At 37.4% G+C, this 18170-nt stretch carries 18 protein-coding genes; 9 read left to right on the top strand and 9 right to left on the bottom strand.

The annotated features are described in order from the left end of the window. The first annotated feature begins 179 nt into the window (after nt 1-179). Nucleotides 180-557, top strand: coding sequence for a DUF2750 domain-containing protein (locus tag EAH57_RS11950; RefSeq protein WP_121930239.1), 378 nt, complete (start codon nt 180-182; stop codon nt 555-557). Nucleotides 558-697: 140 nt separating this feature from the next. Then, nucleotides 698-1129, top strand: coding sequence for a CBS domain-containing protein (locus EAH57_RS11955; RefSeq protein ID WP_121930240.1), 432 nt, complete (start codon nt 698-700; stop codon nt 1127-1129). 62 nt (nt 1130-1191) lie between these two features. On the opposite strand, the gene EAH57_RS11960 is transcribed toward EAH57_RS11955, so the two are convergent. Next, a complete protein-coding gene (locus tag EAH57_RS11960; protein ID WP_121930241.1) occupies nt 1192-2406 on the bottom strand; it encodes an aspartate aminotransferase family protein in 1215 nt (404 codons plus the stop codon). A gap of 167 nt (nt 2407-2573) precedes the next feature. On the opposite strand from EAH57_RS11960, the gene grxD reads away from it, so the two are divergent. After that, the gene (gene grxD / locus EAH57_RS11965; RefSeq protein WP_004671348.1) at nt 2574-2915 is read left to right on the top strand and encodes a Grx4 family monothiol glutaredoxin; all 342 of its coding nucleotides are present in this window, start codon (nt 2574-2576) and stop codon (nt 2913-2915) included. 51 nt (nt 2916-2966) lie between these two features. Here grxD and EAH57_RS11970 read toward each other — a convergent pair whose 3' ends face one another. Beyond that, a complete protein-coding gene (locus EAH57_RS11970; RefSeq protein ID WP_121930242.1) occupies nt 2967-3290 on the bottom strand; it encodes a hypothetical protein in 324 nt (107 codons plus the stop codon). Between the two features lie 128 nt (nt 3291-3418). Between EAH57_RS11970 and EAH57_RS11975 the strand changes: the two genes are divergently transcribed. Next, entirely contained in the window at nt 3419-4339 is a 921-nt protein-coding gene (locus tag EAH57_RS11975; protein WP_121930243.1) for a LysR substrate-binding domain-containing protein, read from the top strand. A 37-nt stretch (nt 4340-4376) separates the two neighbouring features. Here EAH57_RS11975 and map read toward each other — a convergent pair whose 3' ends face one another. Continuing rightward, entirely contained in the window at nt 4377-5171 is a 795-nt protein-coding gene (map, locus tag EAH57_RS11980) for a type I methionyl aminopeptidase (RefSeq protein ID WP_121930244.1), read from the bottom strand. A gap of 342 nt (nt 5172-5513) precedes the next feature. Here map and brnQ point away from each other — a divergent pair, with 342 nt between their 5' ends. Then, complete coding sequence (brnQ, locus tag EAH57_RS11985) at nt 5514-6815, top strand: branched-chain amino acid transport system II carrier protein (protein WP_121930245.1); 1302 nt, start codon at nt 5514-5516, stop codon at nt 6813-6815. Between the two features lie 402 nt (nt 6816-7217). After that, nucleotides 7218-7478 carry a hypothetical protein gene (locus EAH57_RS11990; RefSeq protein ID WP_121930246.1) on the top strand — a complete coding sequence of 87 codons (261 nt, stop codon included), beginning with the start codon at nt 7218-7220 and terminating at the stop codon, nt 7476-7478. Nucleotides 7479-7491: 13 nt separating this feature from the next. Here EAH57_RS11990 and EAH57_RS11995 read toward each other — a convergent pair whose 3' ends face one another. Then, nucleotides 7492-7947 (bottom strand): hypothetical protein, encoded by a 456-nt coding sequence (locus tag EAH57_RS11995; protein WP_121930247.1) that lies wholly within the window; start codon nt 7945-7947, stop codon nt 7492-7494. Nucleotides 7948-8084: 137 nt separating this feature from the next. Here EAH57_RS11995 and EAH57_RS12000 point away from each other — a divergent pair, with 137 nt between their 5' ends. Together EAH57_RS12000 and EAH57_RS12005 are read left to right on the top strand one after the other, a co-directional pair. Continuing rightward, nucleotides 8085-8942: an alpha/beta fold hydrolase gene (locus EAH57_RS12000; protein WP_171407458.1), complete on the top strand. Its 858-nt coding sequence runs from the start codon at nt 8085-8087 to the stop codon at nt 8940-8942. Between the two features lie 711 nt (nt 8943-9653). Next, nucleotides 9654-10118, top strand: a complete 465-nt coding sequence (locus EAH57_RS12005) for a MarR family winged helix-turn-helix transcriptional regulator (RefSeq protein WP_004671360.1) — start codon at nt 9654-9656, stop codon at nt 10116-10118. Between the two features lie 58 nt (nt 10119-10176). Here EAH57_RS12005 and EAH57_RS12010 read toward each other — a convergent pair whose 3' ends face one another. The 5 genes from EAH57_RS12010 to EAH57_RS12030 all read right to left on the bottom strand — a co-directional run bounded on the left by EAH57_RS12010 (nt 10177) and on the right by EAH57_RS12030 (nt 16488). Further along, nucleotides 10177-10845, bottom strand: a complete 669-nt coding sequence (locus tag EAH57_RS12010) for an SOS response-associated peptidase (RefSeq protein WP_121930249.1) — start codon at nt 10843-10845, stop codon at nt 10177-10179. Nucleotides 10846-10923: 78 nt separating this feature from the next. After that, the gene (locus EAH57_RS12015; RefSeq protein WP_121930250.1) at nt 10924-11544 is read right to left on the bottom strand and encodes a 2OG-Fe(II) oxygenase; all 621 of its coding nucleotides are present in this window, start codon (nt 11542-11544) and stop codon (nt 10924-10926) included. 205 nt (nt 11545-11749) lie between these two features. Next, nucleotides 11750-13912, bottom strand: a complete 2163-nt coding sequence (locus EAH57_RS12020) for a malate synthase G (RefSeq protein WP_121930251.1) — start codon at nt 13910-13912, stop codon at nt 11750-11752. A gap of 292 nt (nt 13913-14204) precedes the next feature. Further along, on the bottom strand, nt 14205-15350 hold the full coding sequence (zapE, locus tag EAH57_RS12025) for a cell division protein ZapE (RefSeq protein WP_121930252.1): 1146 nt from the start codon (nt 15348-15350) through the stop codon (nt 14205-14207). 118 nt (nt 15351-15468) lie between these two features. Continuing rightward, on the bottom strand, nt 15469-16488 hold the full coding sequence (locus EAH57_RS12030) for an AraC family transcriptional regulator (protein ID WP_121930253.1): 1020 nt from the start codon (nt 16486-16488) through the stop codon (nt 15469-15471). A 155-nt stretch (nt 16489-16643) separates the two neighbouring features. Between EAH57_RS12030 and EAH57_RS12035 the strand changes: the two genes are divergently transcribed. Next, on the top strand, nt 16644-18158 hold the full coding sequence (locus EAH57_RS12035) for a flavin-containing monooxygenase (RefSeq protein WP_121930254.1): 1515 nt from the start codon (nt 16644-16646) through the stop codon (nt 18156-18158). The last annotated feature ends 12 nt before the right edge of the window (nt 18159-18170 follow it).

Here is an 18170-nt window from a genome sequence, read left to right on the forward strand (position 1 = left end):
TTTTATTCCTTTAATACAAGCCACAACTCTCCAATTGGTGGATGTCCTAATTCACCACTGATGTTGGCATTTGTTAAGGTTTGAGAATATTTGCTTACGATTTTGATGAACAGTTTAAACATAACTGCCGCTTAAGTTTCTTATAATAAAACATAATTAAATAATACCAGTTTAATAATATGTATAGGTTCAATCATTTCCAGCCAGTATCACGAGAATTGATGATCAAAATCTCTATTCTCAAAACCATGATGTATTGTGGCGTTCTTTGGGGACTTTATCATGAAGGTTGGGCGATTAAGTCTGATCAAGATAATCATCTCTTTCCATTTTGGCTCAATGGTGTTCAAGCACATCGCTACGCTAAGTCAAATTGGAAGCATTATAAGCCCCGTAAAATTACGTCGAAGGATTTTCATGAATCCTTACTTCCATTGCTCACACGCTTACAAGTTGAACCTGCTCTATTTAATTCATCTCATTGCAAATTTAAGCTATCAACCCAACAGATGCAGCATTTCTTCTTTAGGCCGCAGCAACCAATTATTGCCGCTTAGCGCAGTTAAGAACAACTCAATGATGGCTTTTTCTTATAAACGCCTAAAAAGTCATCACTGATATTAAATTAGGGCTTTGCAATTAAAAAAAATACCGTTAAGTTAAATGAAAATGACAATACAACACAGGTGGATAAACAATGACAATCGTTGCTCAAGTCATAAAAAATAAAGCTGTACAATCAATTTTTACAATCTCACCAAATGCGACTGTACTTGAAGCGATTAAAATTATGGCGGACAAAGGTGTCGGTGCTTTAGTCGTTGCTGAAGATGAAAAAGTCATCGGTATTTTTTCAGAACGTGACTATACCCGTAAGATTGCATTGATGGAACGCTCATCAAACAGTACGCTTGTTGCAGATATTATGACTTCAAAGGTTATTTCTGTCAGTCTAAACAATACCGTAGAAGAATGCTTACAATTGATGACTGATCGCCATTTACGCCATTTACCTGTGCTTGATAATGAAAAACTTGTAGGTTTTATTTCCATTGGAGACTTAGTTAAAGCTGCGATGGATGACCAACGTATTCTCATCGAACAACTTCAACAATATATTTCTGGCTAATTTCAATTTTCTAAAAAAATGGGCAATTTGAAATTGCCCATTTTTATTTTTGTTTGTTCGCGTTATGCGGTTAAAAAATCTTGAATCGCAGGAACAAGACGCTTGAGCAACTCATCTGCTTGTTCTTTGGTCATATTTAACGGCGGCAACAAACGCACCACTGAACCTGCTGTGACATTGATAATTAATTGATATTGATCACGCGCAATCGCAACCAATTCAGCACAGTCTTTTGGTAATTGAATTCCAATCATCATCCCAAAACCACGCACTTGAACATGATGCTCAGCCAGTTGCTCACGCAACTTTTCAACAATGTACGCACCTACTTTTGCAGCATTTTCAACCGCATTTTCTTGTTGAAGGGTATCTATTACGGTATAGACCACACGAGAACCTAGCACAGTGCCACCATAAGTGGAACCATGGCTACCCGCTCCCAAGATACCAACTGCTTTACCCTGCGTCATTACAGCACCAACAGGAAAACCATTACCCAAACCTTTTGCTGTTGTCATTACATCAGGAATAATATTGGTGTGTTGATAAGCAAAGTATTTACCAGTACGTCCATTGCCTGTTTGAATTTCATCGAGCATCATTAACCAGTTATGCTGATTACAGAGAGCGCGAACTTCTTCCAAATAGCTAAAACCTTGAGGCGCAGTATTCACACCACCCTCACCTTGTATCGGTTCAATTAAAATCGCAACAATTTCAGGATGATGAATAGCTGCTTCTTGGATTGCCTCGATATCACCAAAAGGAACACGGACAAAACCCTCAACAAGCGGTGCAAAGCCTTCCTGAACTTTTTTGTTTCCTGTCGCAGATAGCGTCGCTAAGGTACGGCCATGAAACGATTGCTCAGCAACAATAATTTTTGGATTGGCTATGCCTTGTTGTGCACCAAATTTACGTGCAATTTTAATTGCCCCTTCATTTGATTCTGCACCGCTATTTGAGAAAAAGATTTCCTCCATCCCAGAAACCTCTGCAAGTTTCTGTGCTGCGGCTGTTTGCCAAGGAATTTCAAATAGATTACTGGTATGCACCAATGTTGCTGCTTGCTCAGCAATCGCCTCTGCGATTACAGGATGTGCATGACCTAAACCACATACAGCAATACCCGTTAAAGCATCTAAATACTCTGTGCCATCTGCTGTATATAAATACGCCCCTCGTCCTCGCACAAAACTGATCGCTTGGCGACCATAGGTTGCCATAATATGTGATGGTTGATCAGGTTGCACAGGCGCAAGAGTAATATTAGTCATAACAAACTCAATCTATCATTAGTTGTGGTGAAAAAAGTTATATAAGCAAAAACTTGCGTAGATTGAAAGCGCAAACTCACATTTATATAAGAAAAATCTTGAGTAATCCCCCGCATAGCCTTTTTTTTGGGTATATAATGTCGAAAGTTTAGTTGAGGATCTATCTAATGACGGAACAAGCGCGTGATACAGTAGCGTTAATTCGTGATCAAATTGCGAAACACCCTGTTTTACTTTACATGAAAGGCACTCCACAATTCCCGCAATGTGGTTTTTCTGCTCGTGCAGTAGAAGCACTTAGCCAAATTGGTCGTCCATTTGCCTATGTAAATATCTTGGAAAATCAAGATATTCGTGCAACTTTACCTCAAATTGCGAACTGGCCTACTTTTCCACAATTATGGATAAACGGCGAGCTTATTGGTGGTAGCGATATCATGCTTGAAATGTTCCAAAATGGTGAGTTAAAACCATTAGTTGAACAACACAGCGCGGCACCTGAGGCCTAAGCTGTACAAAAGAAAGCCAATCAAATGATTGGCTTTTTTATTGAGTTAAATTTAATTCTGATTAAAACCAATGTATCTAAACATTCCTTCCACACCCAAATCAGCTTTATAGATTTGCATTGCAGCATAATCTGCTTGCGTCACACTGAGAAAAATATTCATGTTTGGATCTTCATGTATTTCCTCAACAGGCTGTGGCAATGCCTCTTCAAAACGATCAGATATATACTCAAAACCTAAATCCATAGCGATAAACAAAGTATGTTCACAAGGCTGAATATACTGTTCTTGCTCCCAATCTAAAACTGCATGATCACAATAAGGACAGCAAACATTTGCTGTAGCAGTAGACACTTCAATCAGTTGATAAGGCATATTGATCAATCAAAAAAATTTTAACGATTATAAAAGAAATTATGCTTCACAAAAAACATCTACTCATCACTTATTTTTGCAACGATATATCTATAAAATAATGAATGTTGCAGAAATGGAATTAAATAATGTTAACTGATTTAGATGATTTTTATTGTTTTGCTCTTGTTGTCGAACATGGTGGCTTTAGTGCTGCAGAACGTGCCACAGAAATCCCAAAGTCTAAACTCAGCCGTAGAGTCTATAACCTAGAAGAACAATTAGGCGTGCGTCTAATCCAACGCAGTTCACGTCATTTTGCTGTTACCGACATTGGTATGGATGTTTATCGACATGCTCAAGTGATGATGAATGCCGCTCAAGCAGCGCATGATGCGGTTAATCATTTAAGTAGTGAACCTCGAGGAGTCATAAAAATCGGCGTTCCCGTGGATATTGCTCAAAATCAGATGGCAAAAATCCTTCCAGCTTTTTTAAAGAAATATCCTGAAGTTCGTGTACAAATGATAGTTAGTAATCGCCGTATTGATGTGATCAATGAGGGCGTAGATATCGCCTTACGTGTGCGTTCTAAATTAGATGATGATCCGAACTTGGTTTTGCGAGAATTTGAAGCCATTGAGCAACGCCTCTTTGCCAGCCAAGCCTACCTAAATGAATTTGGACATTTAAGCACACCAGAACAACTGACCGATCATCGTATTATTAGTATGGCTGAAGATCATCTCGATCAACATTTCTTACTCACCGACCCAAATAAACTACAGAAAAAAATCAAAGTTAATCCTGTCATTATGGGTTCAAACTTACTCATGCTCGCTGAATTAGCTAGTCAAAACTGTGGTATTGCTTTGCTACCTGATAGCATCGCACAAGACTTCGTTCAATCTGGTCAATTGGTGAAAGTATTGCCTGAGTGGACTGCACCACATGGTATTTTCCATGCCGTTTATCCTTCACGTAGAGGATTATTGCCGGCAGTACGGGTATTTATCGACTATTTAGTTGAGCAACTGGCTCAGTGTGCAACAAAAAAGGTTCGATATTAAAATATCGAACCTTTGCTTTACTTCGCAATGTTCATAACTAAATACTAGGATAATGACCTGTTCCATTCGGCCACGGGGTCAATAACTCAAAACCATCATCAGTAACTGCTACCATGTGTTCCCATTGCGCTGATAGTGATTTGTCTTGTGTGACCACCGTCCAGCCATCACTTAACTCTTTAATCTGTGGCTTTCCAGCATTGACCATCGGCTCAATGGTAAAAACCATTCCTTTTTTCAATACCATGCCTTGACCTTTTTGACCATAATGCAAGATATTCGGTTGTTCATGGTAAACACGTCCGATCCCATGCCCACAGTATTCACGCACGATACTATAGCCTTCCCGTTGCGCAACGGATTGAATTGCATGACCAATATCACCCAATGTCGCGCCAGGCTTGACCGTATGAATACCCGCTAGCATCGCCTCGTAGGTTGTTTCGACTAATTTTTTTGCTTCCGAGGCAGGTTCGCCCACAAAATACATACGACTGGTGTCACCAAAATAACCATCTTTAATGACCGCAACATCAATATTTAGAATATCACCATCTTGCAAAACCCTTTTCGCAGAAGGAATTCCGTGACACACTTCTTCATTAACCGAAATACAGGTGGTTTTGGTAAAACCGTGATAGCCAACATTAGCAGGAATAACTTGTAATGTATTGACGATATAATCATTACAGATATCATCTAAATATTCAGTTGAAACACCAGCCTTTATATAAGGGCCAATCATTTCCAATACTTGTGCCGCCAAACGACCTGAGATACGTAATCTCTCAATATCTTGTTCTGTTTTAATGGTCACAGTAGAAGCTCTCATCCGAGATATTCCTTATAAAAAACAAATTAATTCGAAAAATGCAGATCAAGTATTGCATTGTGTATTTCAGATAGTTGTACGCTTCAACCATAAAATCTTCAATCATTTTATGACTAAAACAGCATTTTTATTTTACATTTAATTTCAATTATGATCACAGGAAAAAACGATAGCACACGTGATACCAGCTCTAGCTTTTAACAAATTCAATTAAGCCATAACACTGTAAAGTTCTAATGCGGTCTTTTTAGCCAAAAATAAAGCAACTTTCACATAAATTAGTTTCAAATAACCGCCTTTATGCTCTAAAATTCGCACTTTTATTTTAAACTCCCCTCTTTTATGAACCAACTCCGTACAGGAGATATTATTGCTTTAGGTTTTATGACCTTTGCACTGTTTATTGGTGCTGGTAATATTATTTTTCCTCCCATTGTTGCCCAGCAAGCTGGTGAACATGTGTGGCTTGCTGCATTTGGCTTCTTAATCACCGCAGTTGGTCTTCCTGTTATTACCATCATGGCCTTGTCTCGCACCCAAGGTTCAATTGAAACCATCAGTTCACCACTCGGACGTTTTGCCAGTTTATTGCTCACAATCGTCTGCTATTTAACTGTAGGGCCACTTTTTGCAACCCCACGTACAGCTACTGTTTCCTATGAGATTGGCTTTGCGCCTTACTTTGGAACATCAAGTGGCAGCCTTTTTATTTATAGTATCATTTACTTTGCTTTTGTTACGGCTATTTCGCTTTATCCAAACAAACTCTTAGATACTGTAGGTCATGTACTTGCACCATTAAAAATTATTGCGTTGGCAATACTCGGCATTGCTGCATTTGCTATACCGACTGGATTGATCTCACCACCCATCAATAACTACGTTGCCAGTCCAGTTTCCGAAGGTTTTGTCAGTGGTTACTTGACCATGGATACGTTAGGCGCTTTAGTCTTTGGTATTGTGATCATTCAAGCGATTCAGTCTCGTGGTGTAACCGACACTAAGCTCATAACCAAGTATGCCATCATTGCAAGTCTGATTGCGGGTGTAGGGCTTACTCTAGTTTATATCAGCTTATTTAAGCTTGGTTTAGGTAGCCATGAAGTCGCTGCAAATGCAGACAATGGTGCAATTATCTTGCATGCCTATGTACAGCACGCATTTGGCGATTATGGCTCTTATTTTCTCACAGGTTTGATTTTCCTTGCCTGTATGGTGACAGCAATTGGTTTAACCTGCGCATGTGCCGAATACTTCACAGAGTTGACTGGTCTACCTTACAAATTATTGGTTTTTATTCTCACAGGGTTTTCACTATTAATTTCAAACTTAGGCTTAACCAAGTTGATCGCCTTCTCAATTCCAGTTTTGAGTGCAATTTATCCACCCGCAATTGTGGTGATTATGCTGAGCTTTTTTTGGAAATATTGGAATAAGCCCTCTATTGTCGTCGGTTCAGTGACTGGTGTTGCTTTCCTTTTTGGTATCATCGAAGCCATTAAAGCAGCAGGCTTTGGTACTCACTTACCTGCTTTCATTGAACAATTACCATTAAATGAACAAAATCTTGCATGGTTACTTCCATCTTTAATCATTCTTGTAATTGCAATGATCGTTGATCGAGTGTTAGCTGCAAAAAGATAAAATGATTTGTCGTTAAGATAGTGTTTTACCCAAACATGATTTTAGCTATACGAAAAATGTTCCTTTACCCAATGGACGTATTTTGTTTACGACAAATTATTCTCACCTAAACATCGCTATCCATATAAACATCGCATTTTTCATACCCGAATCACCAATTAGCACTAATGAATAGCATTGCTAAGTTTTTCAAAATGTAAAAAAATGGAGTTGATATTTAACAAAAAATACCAACAATATACATTAAGAATACTAAAAAACCTTAACAATCAATACCAATATAAACTTATTCAAAAAAATTATAGATTTACCTATTGAAATAAAGAGAAAATCGCAGTACAACTTAAATAACAATTCCGACGAAATCGCATGGTTTTGTCATCAAAACAAGGAGGGATGGAGATGTTATCAACACATTTCAACAAGCAAGTCTTCATTAACACTCTGAAGACCAATGACTCAATTATTTATGCCATTACCACACTTGCATTAATGGCTACACTCTTATTTCAGGGTGCCATTAAAGGCAACTTGAAACCTGAATATTTTGTTTACGCACTGATTGTCTCATTGGCATTTTGTGTATGGGCATTCGTTGATCAAAAATTCCGACAGCTCAGCCTCGCACGCAAGATAAAATCTTTAAGGAAAGTGGATGAGTGATCATCCATTTTTTTTAATTCAGAAATTTAGCAATTGTTGCAAATACCAATACTGCTGTCGCACCTAGCTCAACAACAATTAAACTCAGCATGATGAGACTCATTGACCAAGCAGGAAGTGTCCATCGCCCTAATTGATGCGGTTGTTTGAATTGATTGGTGGTATCCTTTAAAAAGCCATGAATGATATAAGTCAAAATTGACATCGCAAAAAAGAATAAATTTGCAATGACGCAAAACAAAGCAATAGTCTCTGATAAAACGGTAAAATAACTTAAAACAGCAAGAATCAAACTCGCAGCAGCATAAAGTAGGCTACTACGATGGGCAATATCTACATAATAATGTGCTCTTGCTTGTTCTGTTTTTCTAATCTGATAATACTTCCAGACTCCAGTCAGCATACCAACCCATAAAAAAATCCCACTAAACACAATCGCAATTTGTGTCGCGCTACTCAAATCATACATCTCGTCACCCCAATAAAAATATGATTCATTATGCGCACCTATATTACCTAAAAATTGACTTTGTAGTCATTTTTTAATCGAGTTTCTTTTTAGAACTCATGTAAAGTAAAAAGATGCAATTACAAGAGTATTTTCAAATGAATACCTATGAATCATGCTGGATCAATTGTAAAGATGGCTATCAACTGGCTGCCCAATTTTATCCTACACAAGTTGACAGCAAAAATTATCCAATTTTGATTTGCCCCGCAACAGGCATCACAAAAACGTTCTATCATTCTTTCGCTGAATGGCTAAGCCAACGAGGCTACCCTGTTCTAAGTTTTGATTTTAGAGGAATCGGAGAATCACTACATGAGCCGTTGAAAAACTCCACGGCCAGTATTAACGATTGGGGAATTTTAGACATCCCCGCAGCAGTTGACAGCTTATTGCATCAAACACAATCTGAGAAAGTAATCATCATTGGGCACAGTGCTGGTGGACAGCTACTTGGTATTAACCCCAACTATGACAAAGTCGCTAAAGTAGTCGCAATTGCAGGTTCTACTGGACATGTAAAAGGATTAAAAGGCAAGACCAAATTTTTAGCACCCATTATGTTTAATATAATTTTTCCAGTCTCTAGCTTTATCAAAGGTTATGGTGCAACACAATTTATCGGAATGGGCGAAAATTTACCCAAAAATGTAGCGAAGCAATGGGCGGAATTTTGCAGTAAACCGGGTTATGTCATGAACGCTGTAGGTAAAACCATATTTGAAGATTATCATCAGGAAATTCAATGCCCTATTACTTCATTTTGGGCTACTGATGATGAGATCGCTACTCAAGCAAACGTCAAAGAGCTCTTAGGTTTATATCCAAATGCCAAGACCAAATTAATTGAGCTAAAACCTCAACAACATGGCTATAAGCAGATTGGGCATATGTTAATGTTTAAAAAATCACATCAGAAGTTATGGCCTATTATTGAAAATGAATTAACAGTCTAATCTTCTCTATCTATCTCCTCTTTTAGATTCACACTTTCCGCATCTAAACGCGTAATCCAGTTTAGATGCGTTTTTTTTATTATGTTTTGATGGTTGCGATTTGCTAGGTATGACTTTTTATTTCTTGTGTTATCAATTAATTTTTCTTATCCAACAATATTATTAATTAGAAAATCTTAACAAATAATACTTCTAAAGTAATAAATTTAAGTCTCCTCGCTATAAAGTGTGATAAAGCATGTATTTATTCAACATTACTTATCACTTCTTTTCCATCAAATTTTAACCAAATGATTAAAACAAACACATGTATTTTTTATATATTTAACGATTATTTATTTTATAAATATAATGATTTTGTATTTTTATGACATTTTAGACAGAATTTTTTATAAAAAAGTCACGTCAAAAAGCGTATTTTTTTCCTACAATACGATTACTCTACAAATGAGCAGAAATGTAAAATTGTAGGAATATCACTGAAATAAAATGATTCAGGAAATACATTATTCATTACAAATTTATGTGAATTTTGTGATAATTCCCTTAATCATTTATAAAGATAGTTTCATAATTATCTTTGGTAGATTTGCTATAAATGAAATGATAAAAAAATCAGAAAAGGTTTTTTTAGCAGATAAATTGTAGACATTTCATGGAATCTAAGAGCGACGCTATATTGCTCGATATACAAGCATGGGAAAGAAGTAAATGACAAAGAAATATGCGCGTTTTTTACCTACAGCCGAATCATTTAAACTAGAAGATTTTCCATACTATTGGATTTCTCAAGTAAATTCTCAGTACGTTCAAAATATTGACAACGTACTCAAGAAATATGGTTTAGACAACTCTCGTCGTCGTATTTTAATTGCATTAGAAGTTAAACCTCATGCAAGCGTGTCCGAACTTTCGGACATGGTGATTTCAAAAATGTCTACTACAACCAAGATTGTTTATCGCTTGAAAGATGAAGGTTATATCGAAACCTATTCTTGTAAAGATGATGGCCGTATTACCCGCGTTTATCTAACCGATAAAGGCAAAGAAATGGTCATCAAAATAAATGATCTAACTTCTGTTATTTTGGAACAATCTTTTGATGGCTTAACGCCCCTTCAAATTGAAAAAACCATGGAAATTTTAAAGCTTATGTTTAAAAATCTTGCGCGTTGATTTTTGCTTAGCGAGGAAGGCTTCGATTAGAAGCCTTTTTTATTTGGATTATAGAACTCTAGAATGCATCGAACATATTTAACTGTGGTGTGATTTTTTCTATCATTGCCTTAGGCACATATGAACATTCAAATTCTTCTACAGGGAAACCTTGCATAAAATCGAAGAGTTGATTCGGTTGTTTTAAACTTAGCCATTCATCTAAACGATCATGAGGAATAACCACAACTGATCGTTTTACATCACCTGGCTCATGAAAATCTTTCATCATTGGATGGTCAATTGCATTCATGGTCAACATGGTTGCAGAACGAATAATCTGATCATTTAATTTTCGAATCTCATAAAGTGCCGCAATAAAAAAACCTTTGCCATCTTTACGGCGAACTCCCCATCTTTGCGGCTTATGATCAATATATTTACTTTCATAAAACTCTGAGACAGGGATAACACCAAACTTACACTTAGATGCGGCTTCTTGAAAGCTTGGCTTCTGAAAAATTGTTTCGTGCCGCGCATTATAAGTATGCTTCGTGATATTGGTATCTTCAGACCATTTAGGCACTAACCCAAATAACACCTCACGCCACTCCAAACCTTGTTCCGATTTAAACAATAAAGGAGTCTTATAACTTGGATAGACTTCATCCGCATACTCAAAAGGAATAAGCGGAAGTTCAAGTTGCTTCGCTTGTTCAATAGTCAAAGGTTTATAATTAGCACACATAAGATCACTTAATCATACAACGCTCAAAAATAAGATATTAAAAAGGAGGTCTATTCACCTCCTCACTTTGTTCAAACCTTATTTAAATAACTTTTTCAATTTCGCACTTAAACCATGTACAAAACGATGTTTGGCATTGGCTTCGTCGCTGGTTAAAAAATTGATCTGAATGGATTGTCGTTGCCCTTCATAAGGAACATAACCGTGCCAACCGTTATCAGTCACTTTAAAAGCAACCAATGTGCCTGGACCCGCATTAATCTCTTCAACATAATCGTCCATATTCTTTTCATCATTTAAAATACGAAGACGACCCGTAGGTGCATCCCACGATTCATTTAAATAAATCAAAATAGTCAATAACTTGGTCTTCGAATCAGAATGAATACGCCCATCTTTTTGACGAGAATAACCGCGTAAAGTGATCATCATTGGATGCTCCATCACATCCACATCAAATTTTTCAGTCAGGATTTGACGGAACGCTTTACTATCTAAAGATTTCAAAAAACGATCAAAATTGGGTTTAATTTCTACATCTTCTATGTTGTAACTACCACCTTGTTCAATCTTTGGAAAATCTTGAATAACAGCTTTCACTTCAGCGTCTACTATCGAATTTTCCACAACAAAGTATGGGTAAGGTGAAGTAGAAACTTGCGCTTGTTTTAAAGCATCTAATTTTAAAATATGTGACATCGTTACGATTCGACTGAATGATCAAATTAAAATAAATTATAGCAAATATTTTATTTGTATGATGTTTCGTATTTTTAACAATTGCTTAACATAAAATATCTCACCAACCACTTTTGTTTGTACTTTTTATTAACCTGATATTTATCGATACAAATTAATATGCATAAAAAAGAGCCTCCGTAGAGGCTCTTTGGATTAGATGAGATTAATCGCCTGTATAACCTTTTAATTTTAAACGCGCAGCGTGTAACAATGGCTCTGTGTAACCTGAAGGTTGCTCTGCACCTTTAAAGATCAAGTCTGAAGCCGCTTGGAAAGCAACACCATCAAAATTTGGTGCCATCGGCGTATAAAGCGCATCATTCGCATTTTGTTGATCAACAATAACCGCCATACGTTTTAGTACGTCTTCAACTTGAGTGCGCGTTACAATACCGTGACGCAACCAGTTTGCAACGTGCTGAGAAGAAATACGTAATGTTGCACGGTCTTCCATTAAACCAACGTTGTTGATATCTGGAACTTTAGAACAGCCAACACCAAGATCAACCCAACGAACAACATAACCTAAAATACCCTGACAGTTATTTTCAAGTTCATTGTTCAGTTCTTCAGCCGTCCAATTTGTTTCAGGCGCGAAAGGAGGTGTTAACAAGTCATCTAAAGACAACATGTTTTCAGCAGCTAACTCATCTTGACGTGCTTTCACATTGATTTGATGGTAATGCATTGCATGCAAAACAGCACCTGTTGGAGAAGGAACCCATGCACAAGTCGCACCAGCATTTGGATGTGCAGTCTTAGTTGCTAACATGTCTTTCATGCTGTCTGGTTTTGGCCACATGCCTTTACCAATTTGTGCTTTTCCTTGTAAACCACACGCCAAACCAATTGCTACGTTACGGTTTTCGTAAGATGCAATCCATTTTTGTGTTTTAACAGCTTCTTTACGTACCATTGGCGCAGCTTCCATAGAGGTGTGAATTTCATCACCTGTACGGTCCATAAAACCAGTATTAATGAAGATTGTACGGTCTTTAGCAGCAGCAATACAGTTTTTCAAGTTTACAGAGGTACGACGCTCTTCGTCCATGATTCCGATTTTGAGTGTTTTTGCTGGTAAGCCAAGCGCTTGTTCTGCACGCTCAAATAACTCAACTGCAAATGCCACTTCTTCTGGACCATGCATTTTTGGTTTAACGATATACATCGAACCTTTACGAGAGTTTTTATTCTCATTTTGGCCACGAATATCTGCAATTGAAAGTAATGGCGTCACCAAAGCATCCATAATGCCTTCAAAAACTTCTTTACCTTCAACTAAGATCGCAGGGTTTGTCATCAAGTGACCAACGTTACGAAGTAGCATCAGTGAACGACCATGTAATGTTGTGGTGCCACCAATTAAGTTTTGAACGGTACGATCTTTGTTCAGCGTACGAGTAACGGTTTTGCCATTTTTCTCGATTGATTCTTGCAGATCACCTTTCATCAAACCTAACCAGTTACGGTAGCCTTCAACTTTCTCTTCTGCATCAACGGCTGCAACAGAATCTTCTAAATCTTGAATCGTTGTAATTGCAGCTTCAAGTGTTAAATCCTTAACACCAGCAGCGTCTGTTTTACCGACTGGACTATTTGCATCGATATCAATGATAACGTGTAAGCCATTATTTAATAAAACGATTTCTGTTGGATTGGCAGCATCACCATTAAAACCAACAAACTGAGACTCATGCTCTAAAGATGTTGTAGAACCATCTTTCAAAGTTACGACTAAACGATTGTGATCAATCGCATATTTGGTCGCATCCGCATGTGAACCTTGTGCCAACGGGAAAGTTTGATTCAAGAAGTCCTTAGCAAATGCAATTACCTTATCGCCACGAACTGGATTATAACCCTTACCTTTTTCCGCACCGCCTTCTTCAGAAATTACATCTGTACCATAAAGCGCATCGTATAAAGAGCCCCAACGTGCATTTGCAGCGTTCAAGCAATAACGTGCGTTACGTACAGGTACTACCAATTGGGGACCTGCTAATAGAGCAATTTCTTCATCTACATTTTCAGTTGTAACATTGAAGTCTGCAACTTCTGGCACTAAGTAACCGATTTCAGTTAAAAATGCTTTATATGCGTTTAGTTCAAATTTATTGTTGCGATGCCATTCATCAATCTTCGCTTGGAGCTCTTCACGCTTAGCCAATAATGCTTTGTTCTTTGGGCTAAGATCGACAACGACTTGCTCGAAGTTTTTCCAATAAGTTTCACTGTCTAAACCAGAATCTGGTAAAGCTTCATTTTCGATGAAATCGTAAAGTTCTTTAGCAATCGCTAGCTTGCCTTTTTGAATACGTGCAGTCATTGTCTTTCCTGATGGTGCTAACTTTTTATAACAAGAAACCTAGTATACCGATTTATACTAGCCTGAATAGTAATATCACATTCCTAAATAGTAAGCATTTTCCAAGCAGAAGGTATTGACAAATATCAATTTACACCTTATTTGAAAAATAAAATATATAACGTCCTTACTGTTTCAGTTTGCAACACACTCAATTCTAAAACCTACTTAGTTATAGCAAAATTTAACCAAGAATAAAGCTTTCTGTATCTATATTTATAAAAAAAGACATTCCGAAGAATGCCTTGTAGTTTTATGATGTTTTCGCAATTTGAATTTGCCGATGTTCAGAATTCAGATACTCATCTGATTGCATTTCTAACAATCTTGAACGTGTCCGCTCAATTTCAAATGCCAATCTATCCCCTTTATAAAGCTCAATAATTGAGTCTTCTGAGGTCAGTAATAACTTCACACCACGATCATAAAATTCGTCGACTAAATAAATGAAACGACGTGTTCCCTCTGACAAGAAATCAGTCAGATGCGGAACACCACTCACCAATACCGTATTATAAATATTGGCGATCTCAATAAAATCAGCAGGACTACGTGGTTTAAAACAGAGTTCCGAAAACTCACACCACAAAACATCTTCAGTGTGTCCCAAAGTCTCTACTACTCGATTATTAATCATAATCGGAGAGTTTGACTGTACCTGAGTTTGTGTTAAAGCATGAAAACGCTCTGACATCCAAGACTGTACATCATGACCAAGCGGGTGTTTAAACAGCTGTGCTTGTTTTAATACCCGTAAACGATAGTCAATCCCTGCATCTACATTCAAAACTGTACAGTTTTTCTGTACCAATTCAATCGTAGGCAAGAAGCGATCACGGTGAATACCATTTTTATATAAACCCTCTGGCGCAATGTTTGAGGTTGCAACCAAAGTAACGCCCCGCTCGAACAATTTTTGGAATAAATCACTCAGAATCATTGCGTCAGTTACGTTTGATACAAAAAACTCATCAAAGCATATCACCACAGCATTTTTATAAATCTGATCAGCGACTGAATCTAGAGGATTGCGTTGTCCTGAAAGCTTATTTAACTCTTTATGTACATGTTGCATAAAGTGATGGAAATGCATCCGTATTTTACGACGGAATGGAACTGATTCATAGAATTGATCCATGAGCCAAGTTTTTCCACGACCAACACCACCCCACATATAAACACCTTTAGGGTAGGTTTGACGACGGAAACGTCGAAATGCTTTTTTTGAAGCCTTATAGCGAGTGAGTAACTCTTTCCATACTCGATCTAACTCTTGCACTGCCTGAGCCTGAGCTTCATCAGGCATGAATTGTCCTGACTCAATTGCTTGAGCATAACGCTCAGCAGGTGACGTTGGAATATATGCAGTACTATGTGAGTCTGGTTTAGAATTTGACATAAGGTGTTATTGCAATTTTAATTGAGGAAAATTATATCGAACATTGAGTTCAAAGACATTAGATTTTAGGCTTATTTATCATCACGTTTAAACATCATAATGTACCATTTTTAATCATTTAATGATTTCGATTATATTGGCGAGGACTGTGTCCAAACCACCTTTTGAATGCATGATTGAAAGCCGCTGGCTCAGAATAACCCAACATTTCGGCAATTTGTTCAATTGAGTATGAGCTGCCTTCGATAAATTTTATTGCCTTTTGCTTTATCAGTCTTTCACGAATTTCTTTATAGCTGGTCTGCATTTGCTGCAATTGATGCCTTAAAGTTCGCTCTGGAATTTTCAATGCACATGCTGTTTCAGTCATGGTTGGTATAACTCCATTTTGTAACTCTAGATAATCCTCAACGTATTCGACGATCGTCACTTTTGAATCAGAAACCTTTTCTAATAGTTCTATGTCACGTAGGCATTTTTCTTCATACATTCTATAAGTTAGTGCATCAGCCGAAGGAACACTAACATCCAAAATTTGAGTATTTTCTAAAATAAATACGGCTTGCTTACACCCAAATTTGACATCTTGACCATAATATTGCTGATATGCAGCGGTTAATTGCACATCATCTGGTCTTTGAAAAGGCAGTTCGATCTGAATATTGGGGGTTTCGAGTCCCATCATCTTAAATATATCTTGTAGGAACTTATAGGTTCCTGAGATTTCACATTGCACTCTAAACTGCCCTAAATGGGTATCTAGATCAGTAGGTTGATAAAATAAATGAATCGCTTTATTGTCAATTTCGAGCTGTAAAGAACCAAATAAATGAGTTAACTGTTGGAAACGCACACCATTCAACAAGGCATGATGTAAAGTTTCACTGGTAACGATCAACATGAGAAAAGGACCGTATCCAGCCAGTGCATAATGTTGCCCGATGAACAGACCTTGTTCTGGCGCAATATCCTGACTAATATGTTGCAAAATATCCCATTCAATTGCATCAGGTATAATTGAACTTGGATCTAAAGCATCAGCCTGTATTCCCATATTTGCTAAACGTGCATCCACATCAATACCAACATGACGCATGCCTTGAATCAAATACATCAATCCGAGGATAGATCTCTTCATAATTCTGAATACAATTCTCAAAACTTTAATGTTTTACTATAAAAACATATATAAATGAATTGCCGAAATGATCAAGTTTTACGTCTATACAATCATATTTAATCTCGCCAAAACCTTTAAACTGGCACAAAATTTAGTGGTATAGGGCGTGGACTATGCGTAATGTAAACCAGAATGCAATTCAAAAAACTAAAGTTGCAATTATTGGTGCAGGTTTTGGTGGCTTAGCAATGGCAATTCGACTATTACAAAGCCAAATCAAGGATTTTGTAATCTTAGAAAAAACCAATGATGTTGGCGGTACATGGCGTGAAAATCAATATCCTGGCGCTGCTTGCGATGTGCAATCACACATGTATTCCCTGTCATTTGCACCCAAAACAGACTGGTCGAAGCGCTATGCCGAGGCAGATGAAATCTTTGATTATATTCAAGATATTACTGAACAATACACACTGAAAGATTATTGTAAATTCAATCATGAAGTCACACATGCCGAGTTTGATGAAGATCGTAATATTTGGACGGTAGAATTTAAAGACCAACCTACGCTTGAAGCACAGTTTGTTATCTTTGCTTCAGGTCCACTCCATGTCCCTCAAGTTCCACATCTCAAAGGCATAGAAAAATTTAAAGGTAAGGTTTTCCACTCTTCTCAATGGGATCACAATTACGATCTAAGCGGTAAATCCGTTGCCTCAATTGGTACAGGTGGCAGTGCAATTCAATATATTCCTGAAATCGCACCGGAAGTTAAGCAACTTTATGTTCTTCAACGTACTGCAGCTTGGGTCATCCCTCGTGATGAACGTAAATACTCAAAATTAAGTAAAACATTATTTAAAGCGTCCAATCTCTATCGTCAAATTCACCGTAGTCGTTTGTACTGGACCAATGAATCTCGCGTCGTACCAATTGTACAACCTCAGATTATGAAATATGGTCAAAAACTTGCTGAAGCCTTTATTCGCTTCCAAGTCAAAGACAAAGAACTTGCAAAGAAACTTACACCTGACTTCGTGATGGGTTGTAAGCGTATTCTGATTTCAAATAAATATTTTCCTACCTTCAACCGTAAAAATGTTGAGTTAATCACGGATGGTGTTCAAGAAATTACAGAAAATGGCATAATGACCAAAGATGGTAAAGAACGTCAAATCGATTGCTTAATTTACGGCACAGGTTTTATCACTGATCCACGCATCTATTTGAAGCATTTCAATTGTGTTGGACGCAATGGGATTGAACTCAAACAAGCATGGAAAGATGGCGCAGAAAGTTACTACGGTATTAGCACCAAAAACTTCCCCAACTTGTTCCAGTTATTGGGTCCGAACACAATTCTTGGGCATAACTCTGTGATTTTCATGATCGAATCACAAGTGAATTACATTCTTCAGTTGATCCAAACCGTAGATAAAACAGGTACTCAAGCAATTGAAGTCAAACATGACGTACAGGATCAATTTAACGAACGTGTCCAAGAACAACTTAAAGGTACGGTCTGGCAAGCTGGTGGTTGTAGTAGTTGGTACCAAGCAGCTGATGGTAAAAACTTCTCTTTATGGCCAACCTATACTTGGAGATTCTGGTTAGAAACCCGTAAAGTAAATGTAGCTGATTATAATTTTATCAGTACTACAGCAAATGTAAAAAACAATGCAGCCTAATCAATAATTCTT

Source organism: Acinetobacter sp. 2JN-4 (genome assembly GCF_003687745.1).
Classification (GTDB): Bacteria; Pseudomonadota; Gammaproteobacteria; order Pseudomonadales; family Moraxellaceae; genus Acinetobacter; species Acinetobacter halotolerans.

Coding starts and splice junctions, on each gene's coding strand:
- EAH57_RS11950 (WP_121930239.1), top strand. CDS start 180: ATGTATAGGTTCAATCATTTCCAGCCAGTATCACGAGAATTGATGATC.
- EAH57_RS11955 (WP_121930240.1), top strand. CDS start 698: ATGACAATCGTTGCTCAAGTCATAAAAAATAAAGCTGTACAATCAATT.
- EAH57_RS11960 (WP_121930241.1), bottom strand. CDS start 2,406: ATGACTAATATTACTCTTGCGCCTGTGCAACCTGATCAACCATCACAT.
- grxD (WP_004671348.1), top strand. CDS start 2,574: ATGACGGAACAAGCGCGTGATACAGTAGCGTTAATTCGTGATCAAATT.
- EAH57_RS11970 (WP_121930242.1), bottom strand. CDS start 3,290: ATGCCTTATCAACTGATTGAAGTGTCTACTGCTACAGCAAATGTTTGC.
- EAH57_RS11975 (WP_121930243.1), top strand. CDS start 3,419: ATGTTAACTGATTTAGATGATTTTTATTGTTTTGCTCTTGTTGTCGAA.
- map (WP_121930244.1), bottom strand. CDS start 5,171: ATGAGAGCTTCTACTGTGACCATTAAAACAGAACAAGATATTGAGAGA.
- brnQ (WP_121930245.1), top strand. CDS start 5,514: ATGAACCAACTCCGTACAGGAGATATTATTGCTTTAGGTTTTATGACC.
- EAH57_RS11990 (WP_121930246.1), top strand. CDS start 7,218: ATGTTATCAACACATTTCAACAAGCAAGTCTTCATTAACACTCTGAAG.
- EAH57_RS11995 (WP_121930247.1), bottom strand. CDS start 7,947: ATGTATGATTTGAGTAGCGCGACACAAATTGCGATTGTGTTTAGTGGG.
- EAH57_RS12000 (WP_171407458.1), top strand. CDS start 8,085: ATGAATACCTATGAATCATGCTGGATCAATTGTAAAGATGGCTATCAA.
- EAH57_RS12005 (WP_004671360.1), top strand. CDS start 9,654: ATGACAAAGAAATATGCGCGTTTTTTACCTACAGCCGAATCATTTAAA.
- EAH57_RS12010 (WP_121930249.1), bottom strand. CDS start 10,845: ATGTGTGCTAATTATAAACCTTTGACTATTGAACAAGCGAAGCAACTT.
- EAH57_RS12015 (WP_121930250.1), bottom strand. CDS start 11,544: ATGTCACATATTTTAAAATTAGATGCTTTAAAACAAGCGCAAGTTTCT.
- EAH57_RS12020 (WP_121930251.1), bottom strand. CDS start 13,912: ATGACTGCACGTATTCAAAAAGGCAAGCTAGCGATTGCTAAAGAACTT.
- zapE (WP_121930252.1), bottom strand. CDS start 15,350: ATGTCAAATTCTAAACCAGACTCACATAGTACTGCATATATTCCAACG.
- EAH57_RS12030 (WP_121930253.1), bottom strand. CDS start 16,488: ATGAAGAGATCTATCCTCGGATTGATGTATTTGATTCAAGGCATGCGT.
- EAH57_RS12035 (WP_121930254.1), top strand. CDS start 16,644: ATGCGTAATGTAAACCAGAATGCAATTCAAAAAACTAAAGTTGCAATT.